Source organism: Ohtaekwangia koreensis (assembly GCF_900167975.1).
Lineage (GTDB): Bacteria > Bacteroidota > Bacteroidia > Cytophagales > Cyclobacteriaceae > Ohtaekwangia > Ohtaekwangia koreensis.
Genome location: NZ_FUZU01000001.1, coordinates 493,259 through 517,293 on the forward strand (window position 1 = coordinate 493,259; position 24,035 = coordinate 517,293).

Genomic DNA, 24,035 nt, shown 5'->3' on the forward strand with positions numbered 1-24,035 from the left:
CTTGAAGTATACACATGGTAACTATGATACATATATACCACTATCGTCATTTTAATTCCTGAACGGAAAGTAAGGATATACTTCGCCAGCCTCGAACTGATTCTTGTCAAGGGATAACTCCAGGAAGCCCGTTACTTTTTTCAGGTTGGCAAAATCTCCCGAGCCACCACCGGCATCCGGGTACGCCATTAATTTTCCGTTTTCATTCTTTACCGTTACTTGTAAAAAGTAAGTTAACTTCGGATCGAACTTGAAATCTTTAGCGAGAATCGCATGTTGCTGCTGATACTCAACGTGCAGACTTTTTAAAACCCACGGCATCACATAGCGATAAAAGCACATATAGGTTGATACTGGATTTCCCGGCAAGGCAAAGACAACTTTCCCTTTTTTAGATACGCCAAACCAGAAAGGTTTACCAGGTCGTTGACTTACATGGTGAAATAATTTTTTTACCTGTATACTCTCCAGTGCCTCCGGTATAAAATCAAATTTACCTTTTGATACTCCGCCCGATACAATCAGTACATCATGATTCTCTGCTATAACTTTCAATGATTCAATTACAAAATCCTTTTGATCATAAATATGATACTCGGTTCCTTCCCAACCGATCGCTTTCATAGCCGCATCAATGGCATAGGTGTTGGATTTCCGGATCTGGTGTGACTCCGGAATCTCTGTTATCTCTACCAGTTCATCGCCACTGGAAATTATAGCGGCACGAGGAAAAGCAAAAACCGGAACATCACTCACACCAACTGAAGCCAGCAGTGCAATCTCGGCCGGTGATAAAATTATACCTGGAGTCAGAAGCACATCATTACGTTTCGCATCTTGCCCCTGCGTATGTATATGTTGTCCCTCTTCAATCTTATCAATTAATATAGTAGCGTTGTTGCCCTGTATAGAGATATCCTCATACCGGATCACAGTATCGGTACCTTCCGGTAGAATAGCGCCTGTCATTACCTCCATGCAGTTCTGCACATCTCTCAAGCTTTTTTGTGGCTGGCCTGCACTCTGTGTTTCTTCAACATAAAATTCCCTTCTTCCGCTTTTCCATTCATCATACCAGATTGCAATGCCATCCATCGCTACACGATTGAAGGGAGGGAAGTCACGGTCAGCTTTGATGGCTTCACCTAGTATTCTTCCGTAAGCATCGTTCAGATCAACCCGTGTAACCGAAGGTTTAAAGAGATTCGACAGCACTATATCGGTGGCTTCCTTTACATCTACCATGTGTAATAATTATTAACTTTGTTTTGTCCGAAGATACATGAGTAAAAAGAAATTTACACACGTTTCGCCAAGTGGTCTTCCGCAGATGGTGAACGTATCCGAAAAAAAGGTCACAAAGCGCACTGCGAAAGCTCAGGCTACTATTAACGTAGGCGATGAAATCCTCAATCTTATACAACACAATGAACTGATAACGAAGAAGGGCCCTGTCTTTCAAACGGCAATCATTGCCGGAGTGATGGGTGCCAAGAAAACTTCAGATCTCATACCGTTCTGTCACCCGTTGGGATTGGAAGATTGCCAGGTGCATATACGGGTTGTCAACAAGAAAATTATTGTCGATACCGAAGCCGTTATTACCAGTAAGACCGGTGTTGAAATGGAAGCGCTTACGGCCGCGTCTATTGCTGCTCTCACCATCTACGATATGTGTAAAGCACTGTCGCATACTATAGTAATTGAAGAAATAAAGTTGATGGAGAAGACGGGTGGCAAGAAGGATTTCAAACGCAAGTAACGCATGACCATTCGCAGAAGACTTTACCTAACGCTGGAGCCGACCGAGAAAGGTGGTGTTTTGGAGCGCATCTTTGAATTCTTCCTGATCAGCATTATCATCCTGAACATATTTGCTGTTATCCTCGATTCGGTGGCAGAGCTTCGCAGCAAGCATGATGCTCTGTTTGTTAAGTTTGAATTCTTTACCATTATATTTTTTACCCTGGAATATATAGCACGTATATATTCCATCGTTGAAAATCCTGAATATAGTGAGCCTGTAAAAGGGCGATTGAAATACATGCGTCAGCCGATGGCAATTATAGACTTGCTGGCGTTCCTCCCTTTCTATTTTGTATTTATAGACTTGCGATTCCTGCGGATATTCAGATTGATGTCGCTCTTCAGGCTTTTCAAGATTGCGCGCTACTTGCATGCATTGAAAATATTCAAACGGGTTTTGACCGATCGTAAAGAACAACTCGTACTTAGTTTCCTGTTTATACTTTTTGTGTTGACTATCATTTCGTTCATTATGTTTTATGCGGAGCATGATGCGCAACCCGATAAATTCAGTAGTATACCAGCCACGATGTGGTGGGGTATAGCAACTATTACAACCGTGGGTTATGGAGACATGGTGCCCATAACAGCGCTTGGAAAGTTTCTCGGCGGATTATTCGCTATAGCAGGTGTTGGACTACTTGCGCTTCCCGCAGGTATTTTGTCGTCTGGTTTTTTTGAGCTGCTTCATGTTGATAAATCGAAAGAAGTAAAAAAATGTCCGCATTGCGGAAAGGAAATTCATGAGTAGTATATATGGACTGGTATTGGCGGGCGGAAAAAGTTCGCGGATGGGACAAGACAAAGGGCTTATTGATTTCAACGGCAAGCCACAACGTGAATATATAGCAGGCTTGCTGAAGAAGTTTTGTGATGAAGTATATATTTCGTGTAAAAAGAACAGCGCTATACCAGTTGATCTTAATCCATTGGAGGATCGGTTTGAATTAGAGGGGCCTATGAATGGAATTCTATCTGCGTTTGCAATGAATGACAGCGTTGCCTGGATTACAGTGCCCGTAGACATGCCGTATGTTGATGAAGCTACCATTGAATACCTGATAGCCCATCGTGATATAACAAAAGATGCTGTTTGTTTTTATGATTCCGATGGAGAAAACCCTGAGCCGTTGCTAGCAGTATGGGAATCAAAAGCATCTCCACACCTGCTCGAATACTATAAGAACGGAGGTATAAGTTGTCGTAATTTCTTAAAGCAAAACGACATTCTCCTATTGAAATCTCCAGACGAACGCATTCATAAAAACATCAATACTCCGGAAGACCTTCGCGCTTTTCAAAATAGAAATGACAGGAAATGAAAAGCAAAAAAGTACAAGCAAAACGAAGGTAAAAGCCTTGAAACTTTAGTGGATTCTATAAGGAGGACTGTTGCCTTGTGCAGCATTGTTACATTCATTTGATGAAATTCGTATAACGCTGTGGCGAAAAGTAACGGTCTGAATAGAATCTTACGCACTTTAGGGGTACTCATAATACTTTCAGAAAGTTGATTGAAACTATATCTGTACGATTTTCGGAGAGCGTAACCATTGAAATATACAAATGAGGTGTTCTTTCGATATACTTCTAAAAGCCTCAGAATCAACCACCGATTTCAAAATAATTATACATCTATACCGTATTTTTCCGGTATATTTTATTTTTTAACAACCGAAAGCATTGTGTAAATCTGCAATTGGGCTGCTATCACCTAATCGTGGGATTTTAGCGCGCTGCACGTGTTAAAAGAAAAATTTCTATACAGATTTATTACATGTTCCCATAAACACATCTTTCCCAAATTTTTAATCCGTAATGCGCTTTAGTTTTATACCAAATCTTATTGGTAAATGAAACCAATCGCTAAACCGCACACTAATCGTATACATCGTGATTTGATTATTGTGTTAATCGCAAGCCTGGTGGCAGCTATACTTTTAGTTTCAGCTGCTGTGATGTTAATCGGATAAAAATAAAAGGAGACCAACACGTTGGCCTCCTTTGTTTTTTTATTTCAGATTTAGCTTATGAATTTACCGCTACTTCCGGTCGGGCAGAGATCCACTCTTCTCCATCTTCAAATACTTCTTTTTTCCAGATCGGTACTTTCTCTTTCAGAGTATCCATAATATACTCGCAGGCATCAAAAGATTCTCTGCGGTGTGGTGTTGATACGGCTACAGCTACTGCCACTTCACCAGGTTTTAATGTACCAATGCGATGGCTTACGGCCCATCCTAACAAGGGCCATCGATGCGAGGCATCGTCTATAATTTTTCTGATCTCGCCAACCGCCATGGTTTCGTATGCTTCATACTCCAACCAGACTACATTTTTTCCATGTGCATTGTTACGCACCGTACCTACAAAAACATTAACAGCTCCGGCATTCAAGCTCGAAGCTGTCTCGATGACTTTTTGAACGTCAATTGGTTTCTCGGTGATTTTAATCATGTTCTCTAAAGGTTGGTTGAACATTATTGTGAAGGAGTAATTAAGGTAGCCAATTATAGCAAGAATATCAAATACAAAGCTTGGATCGCTCAACCACCACTCACGGGTGGGATCAATGCGATCTCATCACTTTCCTGTAACAAAGCGGTGTCGTCTGCATAGCTGTTATTAACCGCTATAAACAACGAACGCAATCCTACAAGCTTCGGATATTTTTCTGTAAGTGCAGAGCGTAAATCGGCTACTGTTTTTCCCGATGCCTCAACTACGGTTTCCTTCCCACCAAGGATGTCTTTCGTAACACCGAATGCTTTAACCCTGAACGTATTCATGCGTTTTAGTTTTCAAATTGATAAGATAAATATGCAGCAAATTTCGAATGCAAAACACAAATTTAAAGTCTTTCCACGGAAGCGTGAATTTTTAGCCGACAGAGTTTGTATTTTGTTTGTATTTTGTGATCTGCTTCAACTAAAACTACGTAACGATCTGAGACTTGAATTTGTTCGATAACCATAACAGGCCCATCAATTACCTTCGTCTTGCAGTCACGGATCGCTGTAACCTGCGTTGTTTTTATTGTATGCCTGAAGAAGGTATACATTATCTGCCCAAGAAAGAATTACTCACCTTCGAAGAGATCTATAGGCTTGTCTCCATGCTTGCTACGATGGGGATTTCCAAAGTGCGATTAACGGGTGGCGAGCCATTTGTTCGGACAGACCTGATGAAGCTTATTCGCTCTATCGTTGAGATTCCCGGAATTAAAGACCTGCATCTTACCACCAACGGTGTGCTAACGTCAACGTTTATACCGGAGCTAAAAAAGATTGGTATAGCATCGGTAAACCTTAGTCTGGATACTGTGGACAAGCAGCGCTTCAAAGCGATTACAAGACGTGATGAATTCGAGCCGGTGATGAAGACGTTGAATCTGTTGTTGGAAAATGAAATCCCGGTAAAGATCAACGCTGTAGTAATGGATGGAAAGAATATCGATGATATTATACCGTTGATTGAGCTTACACGGAATAATAAAGTGGACGTTCGTTTTATTGAAGAGATGCCTTTTAACGGTGAAGGAAATCATTACACTTCACTCACGTGGACCTATAAAAAAATCATTTCATATATACAGGAACATTATCCGGCACTGCATAAAATTCCTGATCCTGATTATTCAACATCCTATAATTATAGTATACCTGGTTATCAGGGAAGTATAGGAGTAATTGCGGCATTTAGCCGTACATTTTGTGGAACCTGTAACCGCATCCGTGTAACCGCGCAGGGCGTATTGAAGACTTGTCTATATGATGATGGCGTGCTGGATATAAAAACGCTGTTGAGATCAAGCCTGGAAGATGAAGCTATAAAAGAGAAATTGCTTCACGCGTTTCGTCATCGTGTCAAAGATGGTTTTGAGGCAGAGAAAAAACGAAGCGATCATCTTCCCGTTCACGAGTCTATGTCTACTATAGGAGGATAATATATATCTTGCCATCATTCAAGATAATCGAAACTATAATTGCTTATGTTCCGTATTTGGCTCACGGTTTTTCTGAGTGTAGTGCTTGCTTCTGCGGTTGCGCAAGAGGTTCTGAAGCCAACTTCATCTATCAGTATAAGCGGACGTGTAAAATCACCGAAGACTGTGTCATTCGAAGAACTCAAGAAGTTTAAACTATATAACCTGGGTGATGTTGTGATCACCAATCACAAAGGCGATGTAAAGGGAACAGCCAAAGACCTGACTGGCGTTTTACTAAAAGATTTTCTGCAGGGTGTTGAACTGGATGCAGAGAATCCCAAAGTGCTGAGTGAATACTATTTTACATGTATAGCATCCGATGGATATAAAGTTATATACTCCTGGAATGAACTGTTTAATACGTCTATCGGGAATTCAGTATATATCCTTACCTCAAAGGATAATCAACCCCTGGAGAAACTGGATGAAAATATAGTAATGATTGCCACGCAAGATATTCGCACGGGCAGGCGCTATGTTAAAAATCTTCAATCCATCATCGTACGCAGAGCAGAGTAGTGCACATGGATTCAATACAGATCATTCTCATTGCAAGTTTTTTTCTGATTGCGCTTATCTATGCTTCTGTTGGTTTTGGTGGAGGCTCAAGCTATCTCGCACTGCTCGCGCAGCCCATGTTCATGCTGCTTCCGGAAGTAATTCGTCCTACTGCGCTCCTTTGTAATATCATCGTTGTTACCAGCGGTACGATTATCTTTTATCGCGAAGAAAAAATTGTCTGGAAAGAAGTATGGCCATTCCTGGTAGCAAGTGTGCCTGCGGCATACCTCGGTGGTTTCTGGAAGCTGGAAGACAACGTGTTCTTTATCCTGTTGGGAGTTGCTTTACTTATGGCCTCTATTCTTCTCTGGATCCAGCCCGAAAAAATAAATGCTTCCTCCGGAAAGTATAACACAACGCCAACAAATATAGCGCTGGGTGGAGGCATCGGTTTTCTGTCAGGATTGGTAGGTATAGGAGGCGGTATCTTTCTTTCCCCCGTACTTCATTTTCTCCGCTGGTCGGATGCTAAAAAAATATCAGCACTCGCAAGCTTGTTTATACTTGTGAACTCAATCAGTGGTCTTGCCGGACAATTTCAACGCGGACTTCCCGCGTTGTCGTGGCAATATATACTTCCACTGCTCGCGGCCGTTTTTCTAGGCGGTCAGATCGGCTCACGACTCGGGGCGAGTAAGTTCAATCCCATCTATATCAAACGCATCACGGCAGTGTTAATGTTGATAGCCGCCATCAATATCCTGAAGGACCATTGGTATTGGTAACAGACGTGGTTACCACTTTATGAATCAACATAAATAAACCTATCGCAAAGGCCATTGCTCCAAGCGTGCTGAGAATTGCTATGGGGATAAGATAGGGCTGATATGCAGCATACGAGTCCACACCATCCCGGGTAAGCAGCGGAATCCCTACAACGTAAAATAAATGCGTCAACAAACCAATGAGTGCGCCAATGGCCATCAGGTATCCTTCTGCCGCAGAGCGTTTTGAAATATAATATAGGGTGGCAGCGAGTACGGCCAAGCTTGGTATAACGCTTACAATCTTCTGTAACACTTCGAGAATGGTGCTCTGTAAATCCATAGAGAAATAATTTGATGATCCTGCAAAGTAAAGATTCATTCGGGAGTATCCACAATCCTTCCTATTTTGCACGACTAAAGTAAGAAGTGAGCGGAAGACTGGCGCGATGTAATTGAATGTCTGAACCTCACAACGTAACGTCTCAAATTCAACGCATGAAAAAAATCAATTTCACCACACAGGTACTTCCGCATCTTGTAGCTGTTGGCGTCTTCCTGGTTGTAACCGTTTTCTTTTTCAGCCCGGTGTTCTTCGATAGTAAAACCATCAGCCAATACGATATTCAGCAGTGGGAGGGTTCATCCAAAGCACTTCGTGACTATCGCGACAAGACAGGCGAAGAAGGATTATGGGCAGATGCTATGTTCAGCGGTATGCCGGCATACCTGATCAATACACATTGGAGCAACGGACCTGTGAGCTTTTTGAAACGTGCCTTGTCACTTTCATTGCCTCACCCGATATCGAATATTTTCCTCGCGTTTATCTGTTACTATATTATGTTGCTGGCCTTTCGTGTGCGACCGTACCTCGCCATTGGTGGTGCCATTGCGTTTGGGCTTTCATCCTATATGCTCATCGGCCTGGGCGCAGGTCATAATGCCCGCATAGGAGCAATCGCTTTTATGCCGTTGGTGATGGCTGGTATTCACCTGGCTTTCTCTGGTAAAAAGATCCTGGGATTCGGAGTTACAACGGCAGGGCTAGCGCTTCAATTGAAAGAAAATCACTTACAGATTACATACTATTTGCTGTTCATCGTACTGGTGTATGGACTCGTTCGTCTCATCGAGTTTGTAAAAGAGAAGAGAACAGTCGACTTTTTTAAAACGATTGGTATACTCGTAGCAGCAGCGGTTATTGCTGTAGGTTCTTTTGTAGGCCCGATGTGGGCGGTGACTGAATATAGCGAGTACTCCATTCGTGGTAAAGCACAATTAACTACCAGTGTGAAGAAAGAAGGCGATAGCGGTCTCGATAAAGAGTATGCTTTCCGCTATAGCTATGGTATACTTGAGCCGATGACGTTGCTCATTCCTAATTTCTATGGAGGCAGCAGCTCAAACTACCTGGTGCAAGATCCCAAGAGTGAAGTCTATAATGCATTGTCACGCTCAGGTGATCAGCAGACAGCCAATCAGCTTGCTCAATTTACATCGGCGTACTGGGGCATTAATCCGCTCAACGCTCCTTACTATGGAGGTGCCATTATATTTTTTCTGTTTGTATTGGGAATCGCTTTCGCGGATAAAAAATATGTTTGGTGGTTAATCCCTGTAGTCATCTTCGGAATTGTGACCAGCTGGGGTGATAGCTTTAAGTCATTCAATTATTTTCTGTTTGATTACCTGCCTGCCTATAACAAATTCAGGTCGGTAACTTTTATGATGATTATGCCGCTGTTCGCATTGCCCTTGTTGGGAATGTTGGGTCTTGAAAAACTTTTCGAAACCGGAGTGGACAAAGCAGCGAAAAAGAAATTGCTGATCGTGTTTGGCGCAACGGGAGGGCTGTGCGTAGTGCTATTATTGTTTGGTAGCATGATGAGCTTTATGACGCCTGATGAAAGCCAGTTGCCGTCATGGTTTACGGGTGCGCTGGCGGATGATCGAAAGGGTTTATTTCGCAGCGATGTGTTTCGCGCACTAGGTTTTATTATAGCAGCGTTTGTTGTGATATACTTTGAGGTGTGGAAGAAGTTAACACCGATAGCATTCTATGCATTCCTGATCCTGATGATCACACTTGATCTTTCAATTGTTGATAAACGGTTCTTCCCGAAAGAGAAGTTTCAGCGTAAGCGTGAGAGTACACTCTTTGCCATGACTGCCGCTGATCAGGAGATTCTCAAAGATAAATCCTACTACAGGGTATATAATCTCCAGGGTACATTTGAAGAAGCACGCACTTCATATTTCCATAATTCGATTGGTGGATATCACGGAGTGAAAATGCGCAGATACCAGGATATGTATGATACATGTCTTTTCCGCGAGACCAATGCCTTTATACGTGATGTGCAAGCCGGTAAAGCTGATTTCACGCAGTACAGCGTTATGAACATGCTGAATGTGAAATATATAGTGTTCGGCCCGGATCGTACGAATATCATTCCGAATCCTTCTGCTAATGGCAACGCATGGTTTGTGAATGAAGTAGTCACTGTAAACTCACCGACTGAAGAAATCCAGAAGACTTGTGGTGTGAATACGCGTACCACGGCTGTTGTAGATGCTTCGAAGTTTAAAGTGGAACCAGTAAAAGGCGACACTGCCGCCACTATCCAGCTTACGGATTATAATCCAAACTATAAAAAGTATGAAAGCCAGTCAGCCGAAAACGGTCTGGCTATATTTTCAGAACTATATTATCCGAAAGGCTGGAAAGCTTTTATTGATGGAAAAGAAACATCGATCATTTGCGCGGACTATATATTGCGTGCACTGCAAGTGCCGGCAGGTAAACATACCATTGAATTTAAATTTGAACCTGCGGCTTATTATACCGGAAACAAAATCACGATGATCTCTTCCTGGCTGATGCTCGTAACGCTTGTTGGGGCAGTAGTATGGAGTGTGAAAAAAGAAGGCGAATAGATTCAGCTATATATCTGATGATATTGCATAAAAAATGCCAGGTATACCTGGCATTTTTTATTTATCAATAGTTTGACTGTTGATCAGGCAAGATTCTCAAGTACGTCCATCACCTCTCTCACCGCCTTGCGGCTTGATTCAAGGAGTATTCTTTCTTCCGGATTGAGGTCAAGTTCAATAACTTTTTCGATACCATTTTTCCCAAGTACTACCGGTACTCCGAGGTAGCAATCTTTGATACCGTACTCACCATCCAAACGGATACATACCGGGAATACTCTGCGCTGATCTTTCACAATAGCTTCTACCATTTGTGCAGCAGCAGACCCCGGTGCATACCATGCAGAAGTTCCCATCAGCTTCACCAATTCACCACCTCCTACTTTTGTTCTTTCAAGGATAGCGTTCAATTTGTCTTTATCGATCAACTCTGTTACAGGTATACCAGCAACGGTTGTATAGCGTGGAAGTGGCACCATCGTATCGCCATGGCCACCGAGTAACATAGCCTGTATATCTTTCGGAGATATATTTAATGCTTCCGCAAGAAATGCGCGGTAACGTGCAGTATCCAGTATACCGGCCATACCAAATACTTTCGTGCGTGGAAGCTTCGAAGTTAAATGTGCCTGGTATGTCATTACATCCAACGGGTTGGATACTACTATAATGATCGCTTCAGGTGAATACTTGATAACATTCTCAGTAACTGACTTCACAATGCCAGCGTTGGTTCCGATAAGATCATCACGGCTCATACCAGGTTTACGCGGAAGACCCGAAGTAATTACGACAACATCCGAGTTTGCAGACTTTGAATAATCATTGGTAGCACCAATTGTACGGCTGTCGTACAAGTCGATCGGAGCTTTCTGCCAAATGTCCAAAGCCTTTCCTTCAGCAAGACCTTCTTTAATATCAACGAGCACGATTTCGTTGGCCACCTCGCGATAGGCCAATACATCGGCACATGTGGCGCCTACATTACCAGCGCCAACTACTGTTACTTTCATAAGAATAATGATTTATGGGTTTGTATATTAATCTCAGTGGACCCACTGGATAAACTTGAGCAAGATGGTATAAACTTTAAAATCTGCACCTTTTTGTTTTCAGCAGGAATATAGTTCAAACGCTGCCAGGCACCAATTTAGGATACTACCTGTCAAAAAAAAAGATATTACCGAAAATGTGAAGATACCTTGAACGTTAATGTTCGGCTGGTCGTGTCAGTTAGTTTAAACCGGTTATCAATTCTGTACCCGACAATCCAGATAATTTCTCCCTGCGACTCCAATACCGTTACTGAATCTTTATCGGCTACAGAGATTTTCTGGTCGATTAAAAAATCACTAACCTTTTTACGATGACTCATTCCAAGCGGAAAGAATGCATCACCTGCTTTCCATTTTCTCCACACTAAAGGGAATTCAATACTATCTGCATCCAGCGTGGCCTCGAGCGGGTCTGTTGATTTTAATATCGTAGCAGGTGTATAGATATCCATCTGCCACGAATCGAGTTGAGCCTGATGTTGGTCTTTCTCTATATAGACATCATTCACGAAATCAACAGACGGTGTCACGATGAGAAGTTCGCGATCGATAACAAGCTGATACGAAGAAGATAAAAACCGTTTGCCGGATTGGCCGGGTAACGATTCAATAATATCAGTACATACATCATGATTAAATCCATACGTCTTTAAGAATTTCCAGAGTATAGATGCTTCATGTGGCAATCCTGAAAAGTAATTTTTTTGTATCGTTATTCTTCTTTCAGATGTATGGGTATACTTCTCTCTCCATGTATCAAATGCATCATTGATCAAAAAGATTTCACCCTGTGCTTTTGAGAAGCCACGTTGTACGGTGCTTTCCAGCGAAGGATTAATTTCTTTCAAGGCAGGAATAATACGATGACGAATGAAGTTGCGTTGGTAGTCATCAGTTTGATTACTGATATCTTCACGCCAGGCAATTGTATTCTGCTGTGCATATTGTTCTATAGTATCACGCGTGGCAAACAACATCGGCCGGATAATTTTACCATGCTGTACAGGTATACCCGTGAATCCTTCGAGAGACGCACCGTGCACCCAGTTCAACAGAACTGTTTCAAGTGAATCATTCAGATGATGTGCTGTTGCGAGGAAATCAAATGCATGTTCAGCAAGAAGTTTTTCAAACCAGGTATAGCGCAGTTCGCGTGCAGCCATTTGTGTAGAAAGCTTGCTCACTTCCGCATACTGTGCTGTTTCAAACCGGTTGACGAAGCAAGGTATATTTAACTGACGTGCAGTTGCTTTCACAAAATCTTCGTCACCATCAGAATCGGCACCTCGCAGCTGAAAATTACAATGTGCTATCGCGATGGAGAAGCCAGCACGGTGAAATAAATGTACCATTATCATAGAGTCTATGCCACCGCTTACCGCCAGCAGTACCCGGTCAGTTGGTTTGCAAAGCTTATGCTGTTCAATATGGTTCAGAAATTGCTCTATCACGCCCAAATGTATCGATTTACGATTTTAGATTTACGATTTGTAGCTTGCACCTGAATTATGGATAGTATACGATTTAATATAAAAGCCGGAAAGCAAAAAGCAGAAAGCGGAAAGCTTGGAGCAGGAGGGAAGATCGTGGGCAATGGTTATTCGTTGTTGTTTTTTTTGCTGATGATAATTTTAACGGCAGGAGCTATACCGGCTGTTGCTCAAAAGAAGGTCAAGCTGAAACAGGCTGATCAATTAAGAGGTGGAAGACAGGGAGAGGAACGCTTTGATCGATTGATCGGGAATGTGATCCTTACGCAAAATCAAACTACTATTTACTGCGATTCTGCTTACTTCTTTAAGAAGCGAAATTATGTGGAGGCTTATGGTCGTGTGAAAATATTGGAGGGAGATTCCGTAACCATTACCGGCCGTAAACTGGAATACGATGGCAATACGAAAAAGGCTAAGCTCCGATCAAATGTAGTATTTACCAAGCTTGCAACGGCTACCCTATACACTGACTTCCTTGACTTCGATCGCAATACAAACATTGCTAACTATTTTAATAACGGAAGGCTTGTCGATAGCATAAATGTACTTACCAGTAACAAAGGATACTATAATGTAAACTCAAACCTGGCTTCGTTCAAGCGAAATGTGCATGTGAAAAATCCAGACTATACAATGACGGCTGATAGTCTTCAGTATAATTCACGATCGAAGATCATCTACTTCGTAACGCCTACAACGGTTGTCGATAAAGACAGCAGTATATTTGTATACGAGAACGGGTTCTATCAAACAACCTCCAAGCAATCTGATTTAAAGCTGGGATCAGCGGAGACGCAAGACTATAAACTCGATGCAGAAGACTATAAGCTTGATGACATTCGGAAGAAATACCTTTTCCGGAGGAATGTAGTAATGACCTATAAAAAAGAAAACCTGATCATCTATGGACAATCAGCGGATTACTTTAAGAGTCAGGGAATCGCGAAAGTATACGACAATGCTTATATAGCGAAAGTAACAGAGAATAACGATACGCTTTTTATATCAGCCGATACGCTGGTTTCTATTGATAGTCCTGACCCTAGTAAAAAGCGGTTGCTCGCCTATAACAATGTAAAGATTTATAAAAAAGATATGCAGGGGTTGGCAGACTCTCTGGAGTATCGTTCAATGGATTCGACTATATATTTCTATAAAGATCCTATACTTTGGTCGCAAGACAATCAAATGACTGCAGACTCGATTCGGATGTTGATCAAGAATAACACCATCGACCGCATATTTATGGTAGCTAATTCTTTCGTGGTATCACAAGATACACTCATCAACTTTAACCAGGTGAAAGGAAGAAAGATGACCACGTTCTTCAGAAACAAAAAAATAGATCACGTAGTGGTAGAGGGGAACGGTGAGAGTGTATACTTCGCCCTGGACGAAAAGACAAACAAGGCGATGGGGATGAATAAAATTATCTGTAGTAACATCACTATTCGGTTTAAAGAAGGAAAGGTTAACAACATGAGTTTCTATGTTAAACCGGAAGCCAGTTTTATTCCGCCACACGAGCTTAAGGTAGAAGACACAAAACTGAAAGGGTTTGTATGGCGTGGAAAAGAAAAACCTAAACGAGAGGATGTTGTAAAGTCTCCGGTGATCAGCAACCCTGGCCCTTCATCCGATCGTAAACGTTTGTGATATAAATTATTGGCTCGCTGAACGAAAAACATTTCGTTCTATTATGACAATCCATGAAAAAGTTTAACTTTTGTAGAATATGCTGTCTCTATGAGAAAACTTTTGTTGTTGGTGATTGTCACAACCCTGTGCCGGGTATCTTTCGGTCAGGGTTTTGAGATTATCGGCTTGCAGGAGACGCATCATGGACTGATCGGGGAGACTATCAAAGCTCCTGTTCGTTTTAAAAATACATCAGATAAAACCGTCACGCTCATCATTCGTAAAGTTGACGGCCAGATCGGAAGCACCCAGAAGAACTTTTTTTGTCTCGACAACAACTGCCTTGATCAAAAGACAGAAGACTATATATTAAAAGTTGATGCCGGACAAACCATCAGCAGTTTTCAAGTGGCGTTGGAAGCAGGTTTGGTTTCAGGTGAAAGTAACGTTCGGTATGTTGTTTATAGCAAATCGAATCCAACCCAGGCGATGGAGTTTACCGTAAACTTTACGGTGACCGAAAAACCTGAAAAGCAAAGTCTTTACTCTTCCAGATTTATTAATCTTCACGATGTATACCCGAACCCTGTAACAGATTACGCTTTTGTTGAATACAAGATCCTGAATGAGCAGGTGAAGGCGAAGATCATCATGCACAACCTTTTGGGAAATTCCGTTGGCGATTATCCGCTCCCATCTTCTGAAAGCCGCGTTCGTATCCGCGTGGAAGATCTCAATGCCGGTATTTATTTTTACACCCTCTATCTCGACAACGAAGGTGTTATGACCCGCAAACTCATCGTAAAAAAATAATCATTAAGGTGCTTAAACAGGCACTTTTTGCCTGGGAGTTCACATTCTCATTTAAAAAGAACTTTTTATTCATTGCCCACATCCTATTTCCGTAAAAACAGCGTTTTTCAGTTCTAAACTCTTATATTATATTTGCGGGCTTATGCGGAATCAATCAGTTTCATTCTTTTTAATTTTAATCCTGCTTGCAGGTGCATCGTGCAGTAAATTCAGAAGGATTGAAAAAAGCCAGGATTGGCGTGTGAAGTACGAAGGAGCGCTGAATTATTATAATAAGAAGGATTATTACAAGGCTTCCGTATTGTTCGAACAGATTTTACCGATTGTCCGCGGCTTGCCTGAAGGTGAGAAGGTTCAGTTTTACCTTGCGTATTGCCAGTTCTACGATAAGCTTTATCTATTGGCTTCCGAGCAATTCAAAACCTTTTATGAAACCTACGGACGAAGCACGCTGGCGGAAGAAGCACGATACATGTTTGCATATTCGCAGTATGCATCGTCTCCTAAACCAAATCTCGATCAAACCAACAGCATCAATGCCATGGCTGCGATGCAGGAATTTTTGAACCGCTATCCAAATAGCAAGTTCAGAGAGCAAGCTATAGAAGTGATCTTTACCACACAGGCAAAACTTGAAAAGAAGGGATTCGATAACGCTTATCAATACTATAAGATGCGTAGCTATAAAGCCGCCATTGTAGCGTTGAATAATTTTAAGAATAACTTTCCTGACTCGAAGTATATTGAAGAGGCTGCCTACCTGGTAGTATCAGCCGAGTACAAGCTGGCGCAGCAAAGCATCTACTCGAAACAAATAGATCGCTATAAGGCGGTAGTAGAACACTATAAGGAATTTGTAGACCAATATCCGCAGAGCAAATTCTTGAAGGACGCAGAAAAAATGTATGCGGAAAGTATGGAGAAGTTAAACAAAGTAAAAAACACTAATACATAAGTATATGGCAGCTCAATCATCTATAATTACCCGCGATGTTGATAAGATAGCATCACAGACTGGAAATCTATATGAATCAGTGGTGGTAATCTCCAGGCGTGCACGCCAGATTGCAGTGAACCTGAAAGAAGAACTCAATAATAAATTAGCAGAGTTTGCTACTACGGTAGATAACCTGGAAGAAGTTTTTGAAAACCGCGAACAGATCGAGATATCAAAGTTCTATGAGCGGATGCCAAAACCTACAAACACTGCGATTGAAGAGTTTCAGGATGGCGAACTGAATTTCCGTATGCGCAACGAAGAAATCGCTTAGTAGCGTTATCTGTTATTCGTTAATCGTTATCAATTTTCTTGTTGCGATTAACGGATAACAAGTAACGAAATAGCACCAGGTATGCTCCGAGATAAAAAGATTTTACTGGGTGTAACCGGAAGCATTGCCGCCTATAAATCGGCTGTGCTTACACGACTTCTTGTAAAAGCTGGCGCCACTGTAAAAGTGGTTATGACTTCTTCGGCAGCAGACTTTATTACTCCTCTCACGCTCTCAACACTTTCCAAAAATCCGGTTCTTACCGATTTTGTAAAAGATGAGACCGGTCAATGGAACAATCATGTTGACCTGGGGTTATGGGCTGATGTCATGATCATCGCTCCGGCCAGTGCCAACACCGTTGCAAAAATGGCGAATGGCTTATGTGATAATCTTTTAATAGCCGTTTATCTCTCCACACGCTGCCCGGTATATTTTGCTCCTGCAATGGATCTTGATATGCTTCAACATCCGGCAACGAAAGCAAATTTTCAAAAACTTAAAAGCTTCGGTAATATACTTATCGATGCGGGGTATGGTGAATTAGCCAGCGGCCTTACCGGCAATGGAAGAATGGCTGAGCCGGAGGAAATTGTTTCAGTACTTGAAAAGCATTTCGATGCTGAAAAAGCGCTGCAAGGCAAAAAAGTACTCGTAACAGCGGGGCCCACTTACGAAGCTATTGATCCGGTTCGTTTTATTGGAAATCACTCCAGCGGCAAAATGGGTTTTTCTCTTGCAGAGGAGTTGGCAGACCAGGGAGCCAGCGTAAGTTTAGTAACAGGTCCTACACAACAATATATAAATCATCCGCAGGTGAACGTTATACACGTAACATCCGCAGAGGAAATGTATACATCTTGTGCTTCACTATTCCCGACAACTGATATTACAGTGCTGGCAGCAGCAGTAGCAGACTATCGTCCTGTAGAAGTTGCTGATCAGAAAATAAAAAAGAAGGATACAAATCTTACCATCGAGCTTACCAAGACTCATGATATAGCGGCATCCCTCGGAAAGATGAAACACAATGGTCAGGTGATTGTCGGCTTTGCATTGGAAACAGAAAATGAACAGACCAATGCACTCACGAAGCTTGAGAAGAAGAATTTTGATCTGATAGTCTTAAATTCGTTGAACGATAAAGGTGCCGGCTTCGGACATGACACGAATAAAATCACGATCATGGACCGATCTCAAAACGTAAGGTCATTTGAATTGAAGAATAAAAAAGAAGTAGCACGCGATATCGTAAAAGCCATTATTGAAAAACTGCATGATTAAAAGAATCCTTTTTGTTGGTTTCGTTTTTATCTCCCTTGCATCAAGGGCGCAGGAACTCAATTGTACTGTGTCGATCAATGCTACGCAGATCCAAACTACAGAGCGCACAATTTTTCGGGATATGAAAACTGCGATCGAGCAGTTTATGAATTCACGCAAGTGGACGAACGATTCATACAAGAACTACGAGAAGATCAATTGCAACATGCTCATCACCATCACGCGGATGCCTTCGGTGGGTAGTTTTGCTGCATCCGTTCAGATTCAATCCGCGCGACCAGTATATAACACGAACTACTCTACACTGGTATTTAATTTTGCCGATCGTGATTGGGAATTCGAGTATACCGAATCATTGCCGTTGGAGTATAATGACAACACCTATACCACAAACCTCACTTCGATGCTGGCACTATATGCCTACATGATTATAGGTGTGGATTATGATTCGTTCACGGAGCTTGGAGGCACACCATATTTCCAAAGGGCATTGCAGGTTGTAAACAATGCACAACAATCTAATCGTCCGGGATGGCAATCCATGCAAAATAATCGCAGTCGTTATTGGATCGTAGAGAACTTCAATAATCCACAAATGACAGACTTGAGAAAAGCTTTCTATGCATATCACCGCCAAGGTCTCGATACATTTGACAAAGACGCAGATAAAAGCCGTGAAGTAATTTTGAAAGGATTGAAGGATATTAAAAAAGTCCGCGATATTAATCCCACAGCAGTGATCATTGTCAGCTTCTTTGACGCCAAAGGAAAAGAGCTTGCCAATATTTTTTCATCCGGAAGTATACAGGTCAGGCGAGAGGCGTATGATATAATCAAAGCTATAGATCCATCCTCGAACCGGGCGAACTACGAAAAAATAATTCAAAATTAACGTTCGGTCAAAACCGGTTAGCCTTTAGAAGTATATTCATTTTCATTCGCAGAGAAGTCAAGTCGAACTTAAAATTTCATTACTATCTTAGCCCCATGGGTACAAGGCAACTTCGTCTTAACGATTCTGTTCAGATACGAAAACGAATTCAGGAATTTGTAGGTAAAACCATCAGCATTGTGTTAACCGACAATACCGCGATGTTTGGAGTGCTGGAAAAAGCAGATGAATCAAAAATTGTTTTAAAGAACATGAGGATGAAGAATGTTTCATACACATTTGATAAAATTGCTGAAGTTTATTTTGATACGAACGCCTGATGTTGAAGCATCTTACCATTAAGAACTATGCATTGATCCGCCACCTGGAGCTGGAGCCCTCTGCTCATCTCAACGTGATCACCGGTGAAACCGGAGCCGGTAAATCTATTATGCTCGGAGCTATCGGATTGCTAATGGGCAACCGCGCCGAAACAAAAGTTTTGTGGGATGAAAATGAGAAATGTGTAACAGAAGGAATTTTCAATATTAAGGACTATAAACTAAAATCATTTTTCAAATCGGAAGATCTCGACTACGATGACAATACAGTGATTCGAAGAGAGATCAGTCCCGGTGGAAAGTCGCGTGCATTCATCAATGATACACCAGTTACACTCGAGGTGATGAAACGTGTCGGTAGTTTGCTGATGGATATTCACTCTCAACATGAAACGCTATTGCTGGGCAATCAAACATTCCAGCTAAAGTTGATTGATGCGTATGCCGAGAATCAATCACTACTCGAACAATATGCAGAACACTGGAGCGAATATCTAAAAGCGAAAAAAAGCTACGAGACGCTGACGTCCGAAGCAGAAACATTGCGACAGGAAGGAGACTATATTCGCTTTCAACTGGATGAACTCACAAAGGCAAACTTTGAAGCCCATGAACAGGAAGCGCTCGAATCAGAGTTAAAAATCATGGAGCACGCGGAAGAAATAAAAAGTCGTTTCCAAAGTGTGCTGGATTTATTGTCCCGATCCGAATATGCATCGCGAAGCAGTCTCAGCGAAGCGCGTGGTCATTTGCAAAGTATATCTTCTTATGCGGATAAATATACCAGCCTCTTTCAGCGCATTGAAAGTCTGGTCATTGAGATGGATGATTTGTTAAGTGAGATTGAAAATGAGGAGGAAGGAATAGAGTTTGATCCCGAACGATCTGAGTTTGTGAAAGAACGCTTGAGCGTGCTATATCGCTTACTGAAAAAACATCGTGCTGCAGACTTAACGGAATTATTGGTGATCCAGGAAAACCTGCGTGAAAAAGATAACATTACCTCCAATGTAGACGAAGCATTGGCTAAGGCGAAAGATATATATGGTGCTGCTGATAAAAAGGTGCGCATACTTGCTACGAAGATCAGCGATACCCGAAAGAAAACGCTGAAGCCACTAAGTAGTCAGCTTGTAAAACTTTTGCAGGAAGTAGGTATACCCAATGCCACCTTGCAGATTGATGTTCAGAATACGGAACCATCGCATACAGGTATAGATAAAATAGATATACTCTTTAGTGCCAATAAAGGTATAGCACCGCGTCCGCTTGCGCAGGTGGCATCCGGCGGTGAATTTTCGCGCCTGATGTTTTGCATCAAATATGTAATGGCCGAAAAGACAGCGATGCCGACGTTGATTTTAGATGAGATCGATAGCGGTGTATCCGGTGAAGTAGCCATCAAGCTTGGCAACCTGATGAAAACCATGTCGAAGACACATCAGCTGATTGCCATCAGTCATTTACCACAAGTGGCCGCTAAAGGCGATGCGCATTACTTTGTATACAAAGATAACTCAGCAGCAAAAACCATCAGCAGCATCCGTGAATTGAAAAAAGAAGAACGCGTAGAAGAAATTGCTAAAATGATTGGAGGCGAAAAACCGTCCAAGATCGCGCTTCAAAATGCACAGGAGTTACTCACAACATAATATATACTGTGAAAGCTTCCCCAGTAATATATTTCTCAAAGAGAAATATCAAGCATTTAAAATCTGCGTCAATCTGCGTAAGTCTGCTGGAATAAAATCGATTACATTACCATATACTTAGAGCAGGTCTCCAAGTATGCATACTATTTAATTCGCTCCACATCCACCTTCACAGAAAGTTTTTGTTGCCCGGAGCTGAAAACGATACCCTTGATAGGCGCAACATCCTGGTAATCGCGACCAAAGGCAGTCGTGATATGTTTATAGGTTGGCAACAAACAATTTGTAGGATCAAACTCCACCCACCCTATCGAAGGGAAATATACCGACACCCATGCATGCGAAGCGTCAGCTCCCACCATGCGTTCTTTACCCGGAGGAGGCAATGTTTCTATATACCCGCTGACATACCGCGCAGGCAGTCCCATATTCCGCAAGCAGGCAATCATCAAGTGCGCAAAGTCCTGACAAACACCCTTGCGTAATTTTACTACCGTTTCTACCGGAGTGTTCACCGTAGTGAAACCAGGTTTGAATTCAATAGTAGTATATATCTTTTGCATGAGCGTATTGCAGACACTCCAGAGTGTGGCATCTTCTGTAAAACAATCGGCAGCATATTTACGGATTATATCGCTGACCGGAACGTGATGCGAGGGAAGTGTGTATTGTATAATTTCATAAGCATCGTTCACACCAGACAATAAAGAATGTACATCCTTCCACAACACGGTAGAGCTAAAAGCAAGTTCTGCGTTGATACGATTCTCAATATCAACAACGCTCGTTGAATTTATCTTTAAGCGTTTATGCTCTTTGTAGATGGATATAAACGTAAGCGTATTACCAAAAAAATCTGTACGCTGCGACATTTCATCAGGAGCCGGAACGATATTAATATCATTCATGATACACTGATGCTGTGGTATCGAAAGAGGCGTAAGGCAAAGCCTGTTAAAACAGGTGCTTACCGTCTCCTCATAAGTGTACTCCGTATAATGCCGTATCCTATACTTCATTTTCCTGTATCAATTTTGTTCTAACGTTCTGCTCTAAGTCGTAAGCTTTGTCAAACTTCAAAAGGTGATTCATCCACACCCTGTTTATAGTATACTGAGTGGCTGAAATAAGTAGCGCTCAATTTTAATGAGAGCGTAGCAATCTGATTACTCAATTGATCGCACAAAGTATATAGCTCTTCACGCATCCCTGAGTTTTTATCCGCTTCAATCAGTTTGTCTACATTAATAAGCCTGACTTTACTATAGCATTCAAAAGCAAGCGTAGCGATCTCGCTGCTGCGGCTGACGTTATCGCGTTTAGGCAGCTGATCTATATATTTCATGAGTTGCTCAAGCTGTGAAAGTATAGAGATTGGATTTTGTTTGTTGATGAACAACAAGTCCAAAGCAGGCGCTGTATCAAAATAAGTACGATAGGTCGATCTATAGTTTGATAGCCCCAGGTTGCTTACCAGCAACGCTTCCAATATCTGTGACTCTGAACTCTCGTCAAAACGAGGCGTAAGCAACGTCTTGTATTGCAGTACTTCAAGCGAGATCTCTTCCAGCAATTGCCCGATACGGTTCATGCTCCATCCTTCATCGCGATACATACTCTGGCGATTCATCTCCAGGAAAGAAAGCAATCCGAGATTCAGCTGGTCCAGCAAAGGGAACACATGACGAATATTTTCGGGCTCCAGTAAAGCCAGTCTTCGCTTAACATTTTCAATGTCATCAATGATGCGCCAGTTATCAACTGTCCACTTATCACGCACTGCATACATAGCCCGAAGCAAACTGTTTACAGTAGATAATATACTTCCATTGGTTGCCGGGTGGCAGATCACATCGTGAAGTTGTTCGAAGAGACTGTCTTCAGTATTTTCCTTATCGAGCAGATCCTGCGTGCCGGTGATGTGCGCTACGGTTTTTAGTAATGCCTTCATGGCATCCGAATCCTGATCGTTTGTCTGACTTAGATTTCGGAGTACTATACGAATGAATCGTGACGTACGGATTACCCGTTGTGAATATCGTCCAACCCAAAAAAGATTTTCGGCTGCGCGACTTGGAAGCACGGCCTTTCTTCTGAAATCAGGATTTCGGAGAAGTGTAAGATCTGTGTTCTTTGCATGAACTTCAATCCATGTGTCTTTAGATATACCACCTTCCTGATTTGAAACAATGAGACTTCCTTTTTCAGGAGAGCAACGTGTTAATCCACCGGGCATCATCTCATAGCTTCCTTCAGATGCCACCAGGAAAGTACGCATCACGGTATAGCGTGGTTCAAGTTTCCCTTTTGTAAATACAGGAGATGTAGAAAGATTAACAGCTTCCTGGCCTGCATAGAGAGAAGGCTGAAACTTTATCTTTCGAATCAATTCTTCTTTTTTTCCTTTTGAAAGTTGATGTCCAATCCAGGTATCAGAACCTGTCATGCGATCAATCTTTTTTATTACGAGTGAATCGATGTTGTCGATAACATAATCCATTTCCTTTTTCTGTCCGCACCACCAGGTAGCAACCATTGGAAATATAGGATCTTCTTTCAGGAAGTATTGAAAGACGTTGTGCATGAAGGCCAACAGTCCCGTGTTCTCAAGTATACTACTTCCCAATGGATTGGCTACTGCTACATTTCCTTTTCGGATCACTTCCAGCAGCCCTGGAATTCCCAATTGAGAATCTTCACGCAACTCGAGTGGATCGCAAAAACTGTCATCAACTCTGCGCAAAATGATATCAACTTTCTCAAGACCCTCTACTGTTTTAATCCACACGAAACCATTACGCACAATCAAGTCATCACCTTGCGCTAATGTAAAGCCGAGGTATGATGCAAGTATAGCATGTTCGAAATAGGTTTCGTTGTGCGGGCCTGGCGTGAGTACAACAATGCGCGGCTGTTCTTTCCCATGCGGAGCAATTTTTAAAAATGCCTGCATCATGGAGTTAAAGAATCCTCCGAGTTTATTTACGTTGTGATCTTTGAATAGTTCAGGAATCACACGGTTTAGTGCACTCCGGTTTTCAAGTGCATAGCCCATACCCGAAGGAGCTTGTGTGCGATCGCGCAACACCCATACTTTATCATTGGGGCCACGTGAAAGATCAGCTGCATAAAGTATGAGTTGATTTTTACCAGGAAGCTTAATGTTATCGCATGCGCGGAGAAATCCGGAATGAGAGTATATCAGTTCAGGAGGAATTATACCTTCTTTCAACAATCGCTTCTCGCCGTATAAATCCTCGAGCAACATGTTTAGCACCGTTACCCGTTGCTTCATTCCTCTCTCTAATATTTTCCATTCGGCTCCTGCTATCAGTAACGGTAAAGTATCAAGCAACCAAGGGCGATTCAATCCATCCGGGTCACCGTATACATTATAGGTAACACCGTTTTCTTCCAGCAGCTTTAATAATTCCTGCTGACGATTTTTTAATTCTTCTGATGTAAGGTGTTCAACGTTGGTAAGCAGACGTTTCCAATGTTCTTTCACATCACCATTCAAGGCGAAGCATTCGTCCTGGAAAATCTGGTTCGAAAAATAATCCTGTGAGAGCGAGCCCTTCAATGCGTTTAAGTTAGTACTATCCATTCAGGTTATGG

23 protein-coding genes are annotated in these 24,035 nt (G+C 42.0%); 15 read left to right on the forward strand and 8 right to left on the reverse strand.

Annotated elements, in window-relative coordinates; genetic code table 11:
- Window positions 1-51: 51 nt before the first annotated feature.
- Window positions 52-1,245 (reverse strand): molybdopterin molybdotransferase MoeA, encoded by a 1,194-nt coding sequence (locus B5Y40_RS02100; protein WP_079685051.1) that lies wholly within the window; start codon window positions 1,243-1,245, stop codon window positions 52-54.
- Window positions 1,246-1,282: 37 nt separating this feature from the next.
- Here B5Y40_RS02100 and moaC point away from each other — a divergent pair, with 37 nt between their 5' ends.
- The 3 genes from moaC to mobA are packed head-to-tail and all read left to right on the forward strand — an operon-like array spanning window position 1,283 to window position 3,128.
- The gene (gene moaC, locus B5Y40_RS02105) at window positions 1,283-1,762 is read left to right on the forward strand and encodes a cyclic pyranopterin monophosphate synthase MoaC (protein ID WP_079685052.1); all 480 of its coding nucleotides are present in this window, start codon (window positions 1,283-1,285) and stop codon (window positions 1,760-1,762) included.
- Between the two features lie 3 nt (window positions 1,763-1,765).
- Complete coding sequence (locus B5Y40_RS02110) at window positions 1,766-2,557, forward strand: ion transporter (protein WP_079685053.1); 792 nt, start codon at window positions 1,766-1,768, stop codon at window positions 2,555-2,557.
- Window positions 2,550-3,128: a molybdenum cofactor guanylyltransferase gene (gene mobA / locus B5Y40_RS02115; protein ID WP_079685054.1), complete on the forward strand. Its 579-nt coding sequence runs from the start codon at window positions 2,550-2,552 to the stop codon at window positions 3,126-3,128. The genes B5Y40_RS02110 and mobA overlap by 8 nt, the downstream gene beginning before the upstream one ends.
- Window positions 3,129-3,834: 706 nt before the next feature.
- Here the strand turns inward: mobA and B5Y40_RS02120 are convergent.
- Together B5Y40_RS02120 and B5Y40_RS02125 are read right to left on the reverse strand one after the other, a co-directional pair.
- Entirely contained in the window at window positions 3,835-4,263 is a 429-nt protein-coding gene (locus B5Y40_RS02120; RefSeq protein ID WP_079687053.1) for a molybdenum cofactor biosynthesis protein MoaE, read from the reverse strand.
- Between the two features lie 89 nt (window positions 4,264-4,352).
- Window positions 4,353-4,595 carry a MoaD/ThiS family protein gene (locus B5Y40_RS02125; protein WP_079685055.1) on the reverse strand — a complete coding sequence of 81 codons (243 nt, stop codon included), beginning with the start codon at window positions 4,593-4,595 and terminating at the stop codon, window positions 4,353-4,355.
- Window positions 4,596-4,765: 170 nt separating this feature from the next.
- Between B5Y40_RS02125 and moaA the strand changes: the two genes are divergently transcribed.
- The 3 genes from moaA to B5Y40_RS02145 are packed head-to-tail and all read left to right on the forward strand — an operon-like array spanning window position 4,766 to window position 7,080.
- Entirely contained in the window at window positions 4,766-5,752 is a 987-nt protein-coding gene (moaA, locus tag B5Y40_RS02135; RefSeq protein ID WP_394333184.1) for a GTP 3',8-cyclase MoaA, read from the forward strand.
- Between the two features lie 45 nt (window positions 5,753-5,797).
- Window positions 5,798-6,313: a molybdopterin-binding protein gene (locus B5Y40_RS02140; protein ID WP_079685058.1), complete on the forward strand. Its 516-nt coding sequence runs from the start codon at window positions 5,798-5,800 to the stop codon at window positions 6,311-6,313.
- Window positions 6,314-6,318: 5 nt separating this feature from the next.
- Window positions 6,319-7,080, forward strand: coding sequence for a sulfite exporter TauE/SafE family protein (locus B5Y40_RS02145; protein ID WP_079685059.1), 762 nt, complete (start codon window positions 6,319-6,321; stop codon window positions 7,078-7,080).
- On the opposite strand, the gene B5Y40_RS02150 is transcribed toward B5Y40_RS02145, so the two are convergent.
- Entirely contained in the window at window positions 7,049-7,402 is a 354-nt protein-coding gene (locus B5Y40_RS02150; RefSeq protein ID WP_079685060.1) for a hypothetical protein, read from the reverse strand. The genes B5Y40_RS02145 and B5Y40_RS02150 overlap by 32 nt on opposite strands.
- 155 nt (window positions 7,403-7,557) lie before the next feature.
- Here B5Y40_RS02150 and B5Y40_RS02155 point away from each other — a divergent pair, with 155 nt between their 5' ends.
- Window positions 7,558-9,999 carry a YfhO family protein gene (locus B5Y40_RS02155; protein WP_079685061.1) on the forward strand — a complete coding sequence of 814 codons (2,442 nt, stop codon included), beginning with the start codon at window positions 7,558-7,560 and terminating at the stop codon, window positions 9,997-9,999.
- An 83-nt stretch (window positions 10,000-10,082) separates the two neighbouring features.
- Here B5Y40_RS02155 and mdh read toward each other — a convergent pair whose 3' ends face one another.
- Entirely contained in the window at window positions 10,083-11,012 is a 930-nt protein-coding gene (mdh, locus tag B5Y40_RS02160; protein ID WP_079685062.1) for a malate dehydrogenase, read from the reverse strand.
- A 167-nt stretch (window positions 11,013-11,179) separates the two neighbouring features.
- Window positions 11,180-12,505, reverse strand: coding sequence for a tRNA lysidine(34) synthetase TilS (tilS, locus tag B5Y40_RS02165; protein ID WP_079685063.1), 1,326 nt, complete (start codon window positions 12,503-12,505; stop codon window positions 11,180-11,182).
- Between the two features lie 57 nt (window positions 12,506-12,562).
- On the opposite strand from tilS, the gene B5Y40_RS02170 reads away from it, so the two are divergent.
- The 8 genes from B5Y40_RS02170 to recN all read left to right on the forward strand — a co-directional run bounded on the left by B5Y40_RS02170 (window position 12,563) and on the right by recN (window position 20,417).
- Window positions 12,563-14,203 (forward strand): OstA-like protein, encoded by a 1,641-nt coding sequence (locus B5Y40_RS02170; protein WP_079685064.1) that lies wholly within the window; start codon window positions 12,563-12,565, stop codon window positions 14,201-14,203.
- A 90-nt stretch (window positions 14,204-14,293) separates the two neighbouring features.
- The gene (locus B5Y40_RS02175; protein WP_079685065.1) at window positions 14,294-14,998 is read left to right on the forward strand and encodes a T9SS type A sorting domain-containing protein; all 705 of its coding nucleotides are present in this window, start codon (window positions 14,294-14,296) and stop codon (window positions 14,996-14,998) included.
- A 142-nt stretch (window positions 14,999-15,140) separates the two neighbouring features.
- Complete coding sequence (locus B5Y40_RS02180; protein ID WP_079685066.1) at window positions 15,141-15,953, forward strand: outer membrane protein assembly factor BamD; 813 nt, start codon at window positions 15,141-15,143, stop codon at window positions 15,951-15,953.
- A gap of 4 nt (window positions 15,954-15,957) precedes the next feature.
- Complete coding sequence (locus B5Y40_RS02185; RefSeq protein WP_079685067.1) at window positions 15,958-16,269, forward strand: DNA-directed RNA polymerase subunit omega; 312 nt, start codon at window positions 15,958-15,960, stop codon at window positions 16,267-16,269.
- A gap of 81 nt (window positions 16,270-16,350) precedes the next feature.
- Entirely contained in the window at window positions 16,351-17,553 is a 1,203-nt protein-coding gene (gene coaBC, locus B5Y40_RS02190; RefSeq protein WP_079685068.1) for a bifunctional phosphopantothenoylcysteine decarboxylase/phosphopantothenate--cysteine ligase CoaBC, read from the forward strand.
- Window positions 17,546-18,445: a type IX secretion system protein PorD gene (porD, locus tag B5Y40_RS02195; RefSeq protein WP_079685069.1), complete on the forward strand. Its 900-nt coding sequence runs from the start codon at window positions 17,546-17,548 to the stop codon at window positions 18,443-18,445. The genes coaBC and porD overlap by 8 nt, the downstream gene beginning before the upstream one ends.
- 95 nt (window positions 18,446-18,540) lie before the next feature.
- Entirely contained in the window at window positions 18,541-18,765 is a 225-nt protein-coding gene (locus B5Y40_RS02200) for a hypothetical protein (protein WP_079685070.1), read from the forward strand.
- On the forward strand, window positions 18,765-20,417 hold the full coding sequence (gene recN, locus B5Y40_RS02205) for a DNA repair protein RecN (protein ID WP_079685071.1): 1,653 nt from the start codon (window positions 18,765-18,767) through the stop codon (window positions 20,415-20,417). Before B5Y40_RS02200 ends, recN begins: the two co-directional genes overlap by 1 nt.
- Before the next feature lie 143 nt (window positions 20,418-20,560).
- Here the strand turns inward: recN and B5Y40_RS02210 are convergent, their stop codons facing one another.
- On the reverse strand, window positions 20,561-21,436 hold the full coding sequence (locus tag B5Y40_RS02210) for a transglutaminase family protein (protein WP_079685072.1): 876 nt from the start codon (window positions 21,434-21,436) through the stop codon (window positions 20,561-20,563).
- Between the two features lie 50 nt (window positions 21,437-21,486).
- Window positions 21,487-24,024, reverse strand: coding sequence for a circularly permuted type 2 ATP-grasp protein (locus B5Y40_RS02215; RefSeq protein WP_079685073.1), 2,538 nt, complete (start codon window positions 24,022-24,024; stop codon window positions 21,487-21,489).
- Window positions 24,025-24,035: the final 11 nt, after the last annotated feature.

Coding starts and splice junctions, on each gene's coding strand:
- B5Y40_RS02100 (WP_079685051.1), bottom strand. CDS start 1,245: ATGGTAGATGTAAAGGAAGCCACCGATATAGTGCTGTCGAATCTCTTT.
- moaC (WP_079685052.1), top strand. CDS start 1,283: ATGAGTAAAAAGAAATTTACACACGTTTCGCCAAGTGGTCTTCCGCAG.
- B5Y40_RS02110 (WP_079685053.1), top strand. CDS start 1,766: ATGACCATTCGCAGAAGACTTTACCTAACGCTGGAGCCGACCGAGAAA.
- mobA (WP_079685054.1), top strand. CDS start 2,550: ATGAGTAGTATATATGGACTGGTATTGGCGGGCGGAAAAAGTTCGCGG.
- B5Y40_RS02120 (WP_079687053.1), bottom strand. CDS start 4,263: ATGATTAAAATCACCGAGAAACCAATTGACGTTCAAAAAGTCATCGAG.
- B5Y40_RS02125 (WP_079685055.1), bottom strand. CDS start 4,595: ATGAATACGTTCAGGGTTAAAGCATTCGGTGTTACGAAAGACATCCTT.
- B5Y40_RS02140 (WP_079685058.1), top strand. CDS start 5,798: ATGTTCCGTATTTGGCTCACGGTTTTTCTGAGTGTAGTGCTTGCTTCT.
- B5Y40_RS02145 (WP_079685059.1), top strand. CDS start 6,319: ATGGATTCAATACAGATCATTCTCATTGCAAGTTTTTTTCTGATTGCG.
- B5Y40_RS02150 (WP_079685060.1), bottom strand. CDS start 7,402: ATGGATTTACAGAGCACCATTCTCGAAGTGTTACAGAAGATTGTAAGC.
- B5Y40_RS02155 (WP_079685061.1), top strand. CDS start 7,558: ATGAAAAAAATCAATTTCACCACACAGGTACTTCCGCATCTTGTAGCT.
- mdh (WP_079685062.1), bottom strand. CDS start 11,012: ATGAAAGTAACAGTAGTTGGCGCTGGTAATGTAGGCGCCACATGTGCC.
- B5Y40_RS02170 (WP_079685064.1), top strand. CDS start 12,563: ATGGATAGTATACGATTTAATATAAAAGCCGGAAAGCAAAAAGCAGAA.
- B5Y40_RS02175 (WP_079685065.1), top strand. CDS start 14,294: ATGAGAAAACTTTTGTTGTTGGTGATTGTCACAACCCTGTGCCGGGTA.
- B5Y40_RS02180 (WP_079685066.1), top strand. CDS start 15,141: ATGCGGAATCAATCAGTTTCATTCTTTTTAATTTTAATCCTGCTTGCA.
- B5Y40_RS02185 (WP_079685067.1), top strand. CDS start 15,958: ATGGCAGCTCAATCATCTATAATTACCCGCGATGTTGATAAGATAGCA.
- coaBC (WP_079685068.1), top strand. CDS start 16,351: ATGCTCCGAGATAAAAAGATTTTACTGGGTGTAACCGGAAGCATTGCC.
- porD (WP_079685069.1), top strand. CDS start 17,546: ATGATTAAAAGAATCCTTTTTGTTGGTTTCGTTTTTATCTCCCTTGCA.
- B5Y40_RS02200 (WP_079685070.1), top strand. CDS start 18,541: ATGGGTACAAGGCAACTTCGTCTTAACGATTCTGTTCAGATACGAAAA.
- recN (WP_079685071.1), top strand. CDS start 18,765: ATGTTGAAGCATCTTACCATTAAGAACTATGCATTGATCCGCCACCTG.
- B5Y40_RS02210 (WP_079685072.1), bottom strand. CDS start 21,436: ATGAAGTATAGGATACGGCATTATACGGAGTACACTTATGAGGAGACG.
- B5Y40_RS02215 (WP_079685073.1), bottom strand. CDS start 24,024: ATGGATAGTACTAACTTAAACGCATTGAAGGGCTCGCTCTCACAGGAT.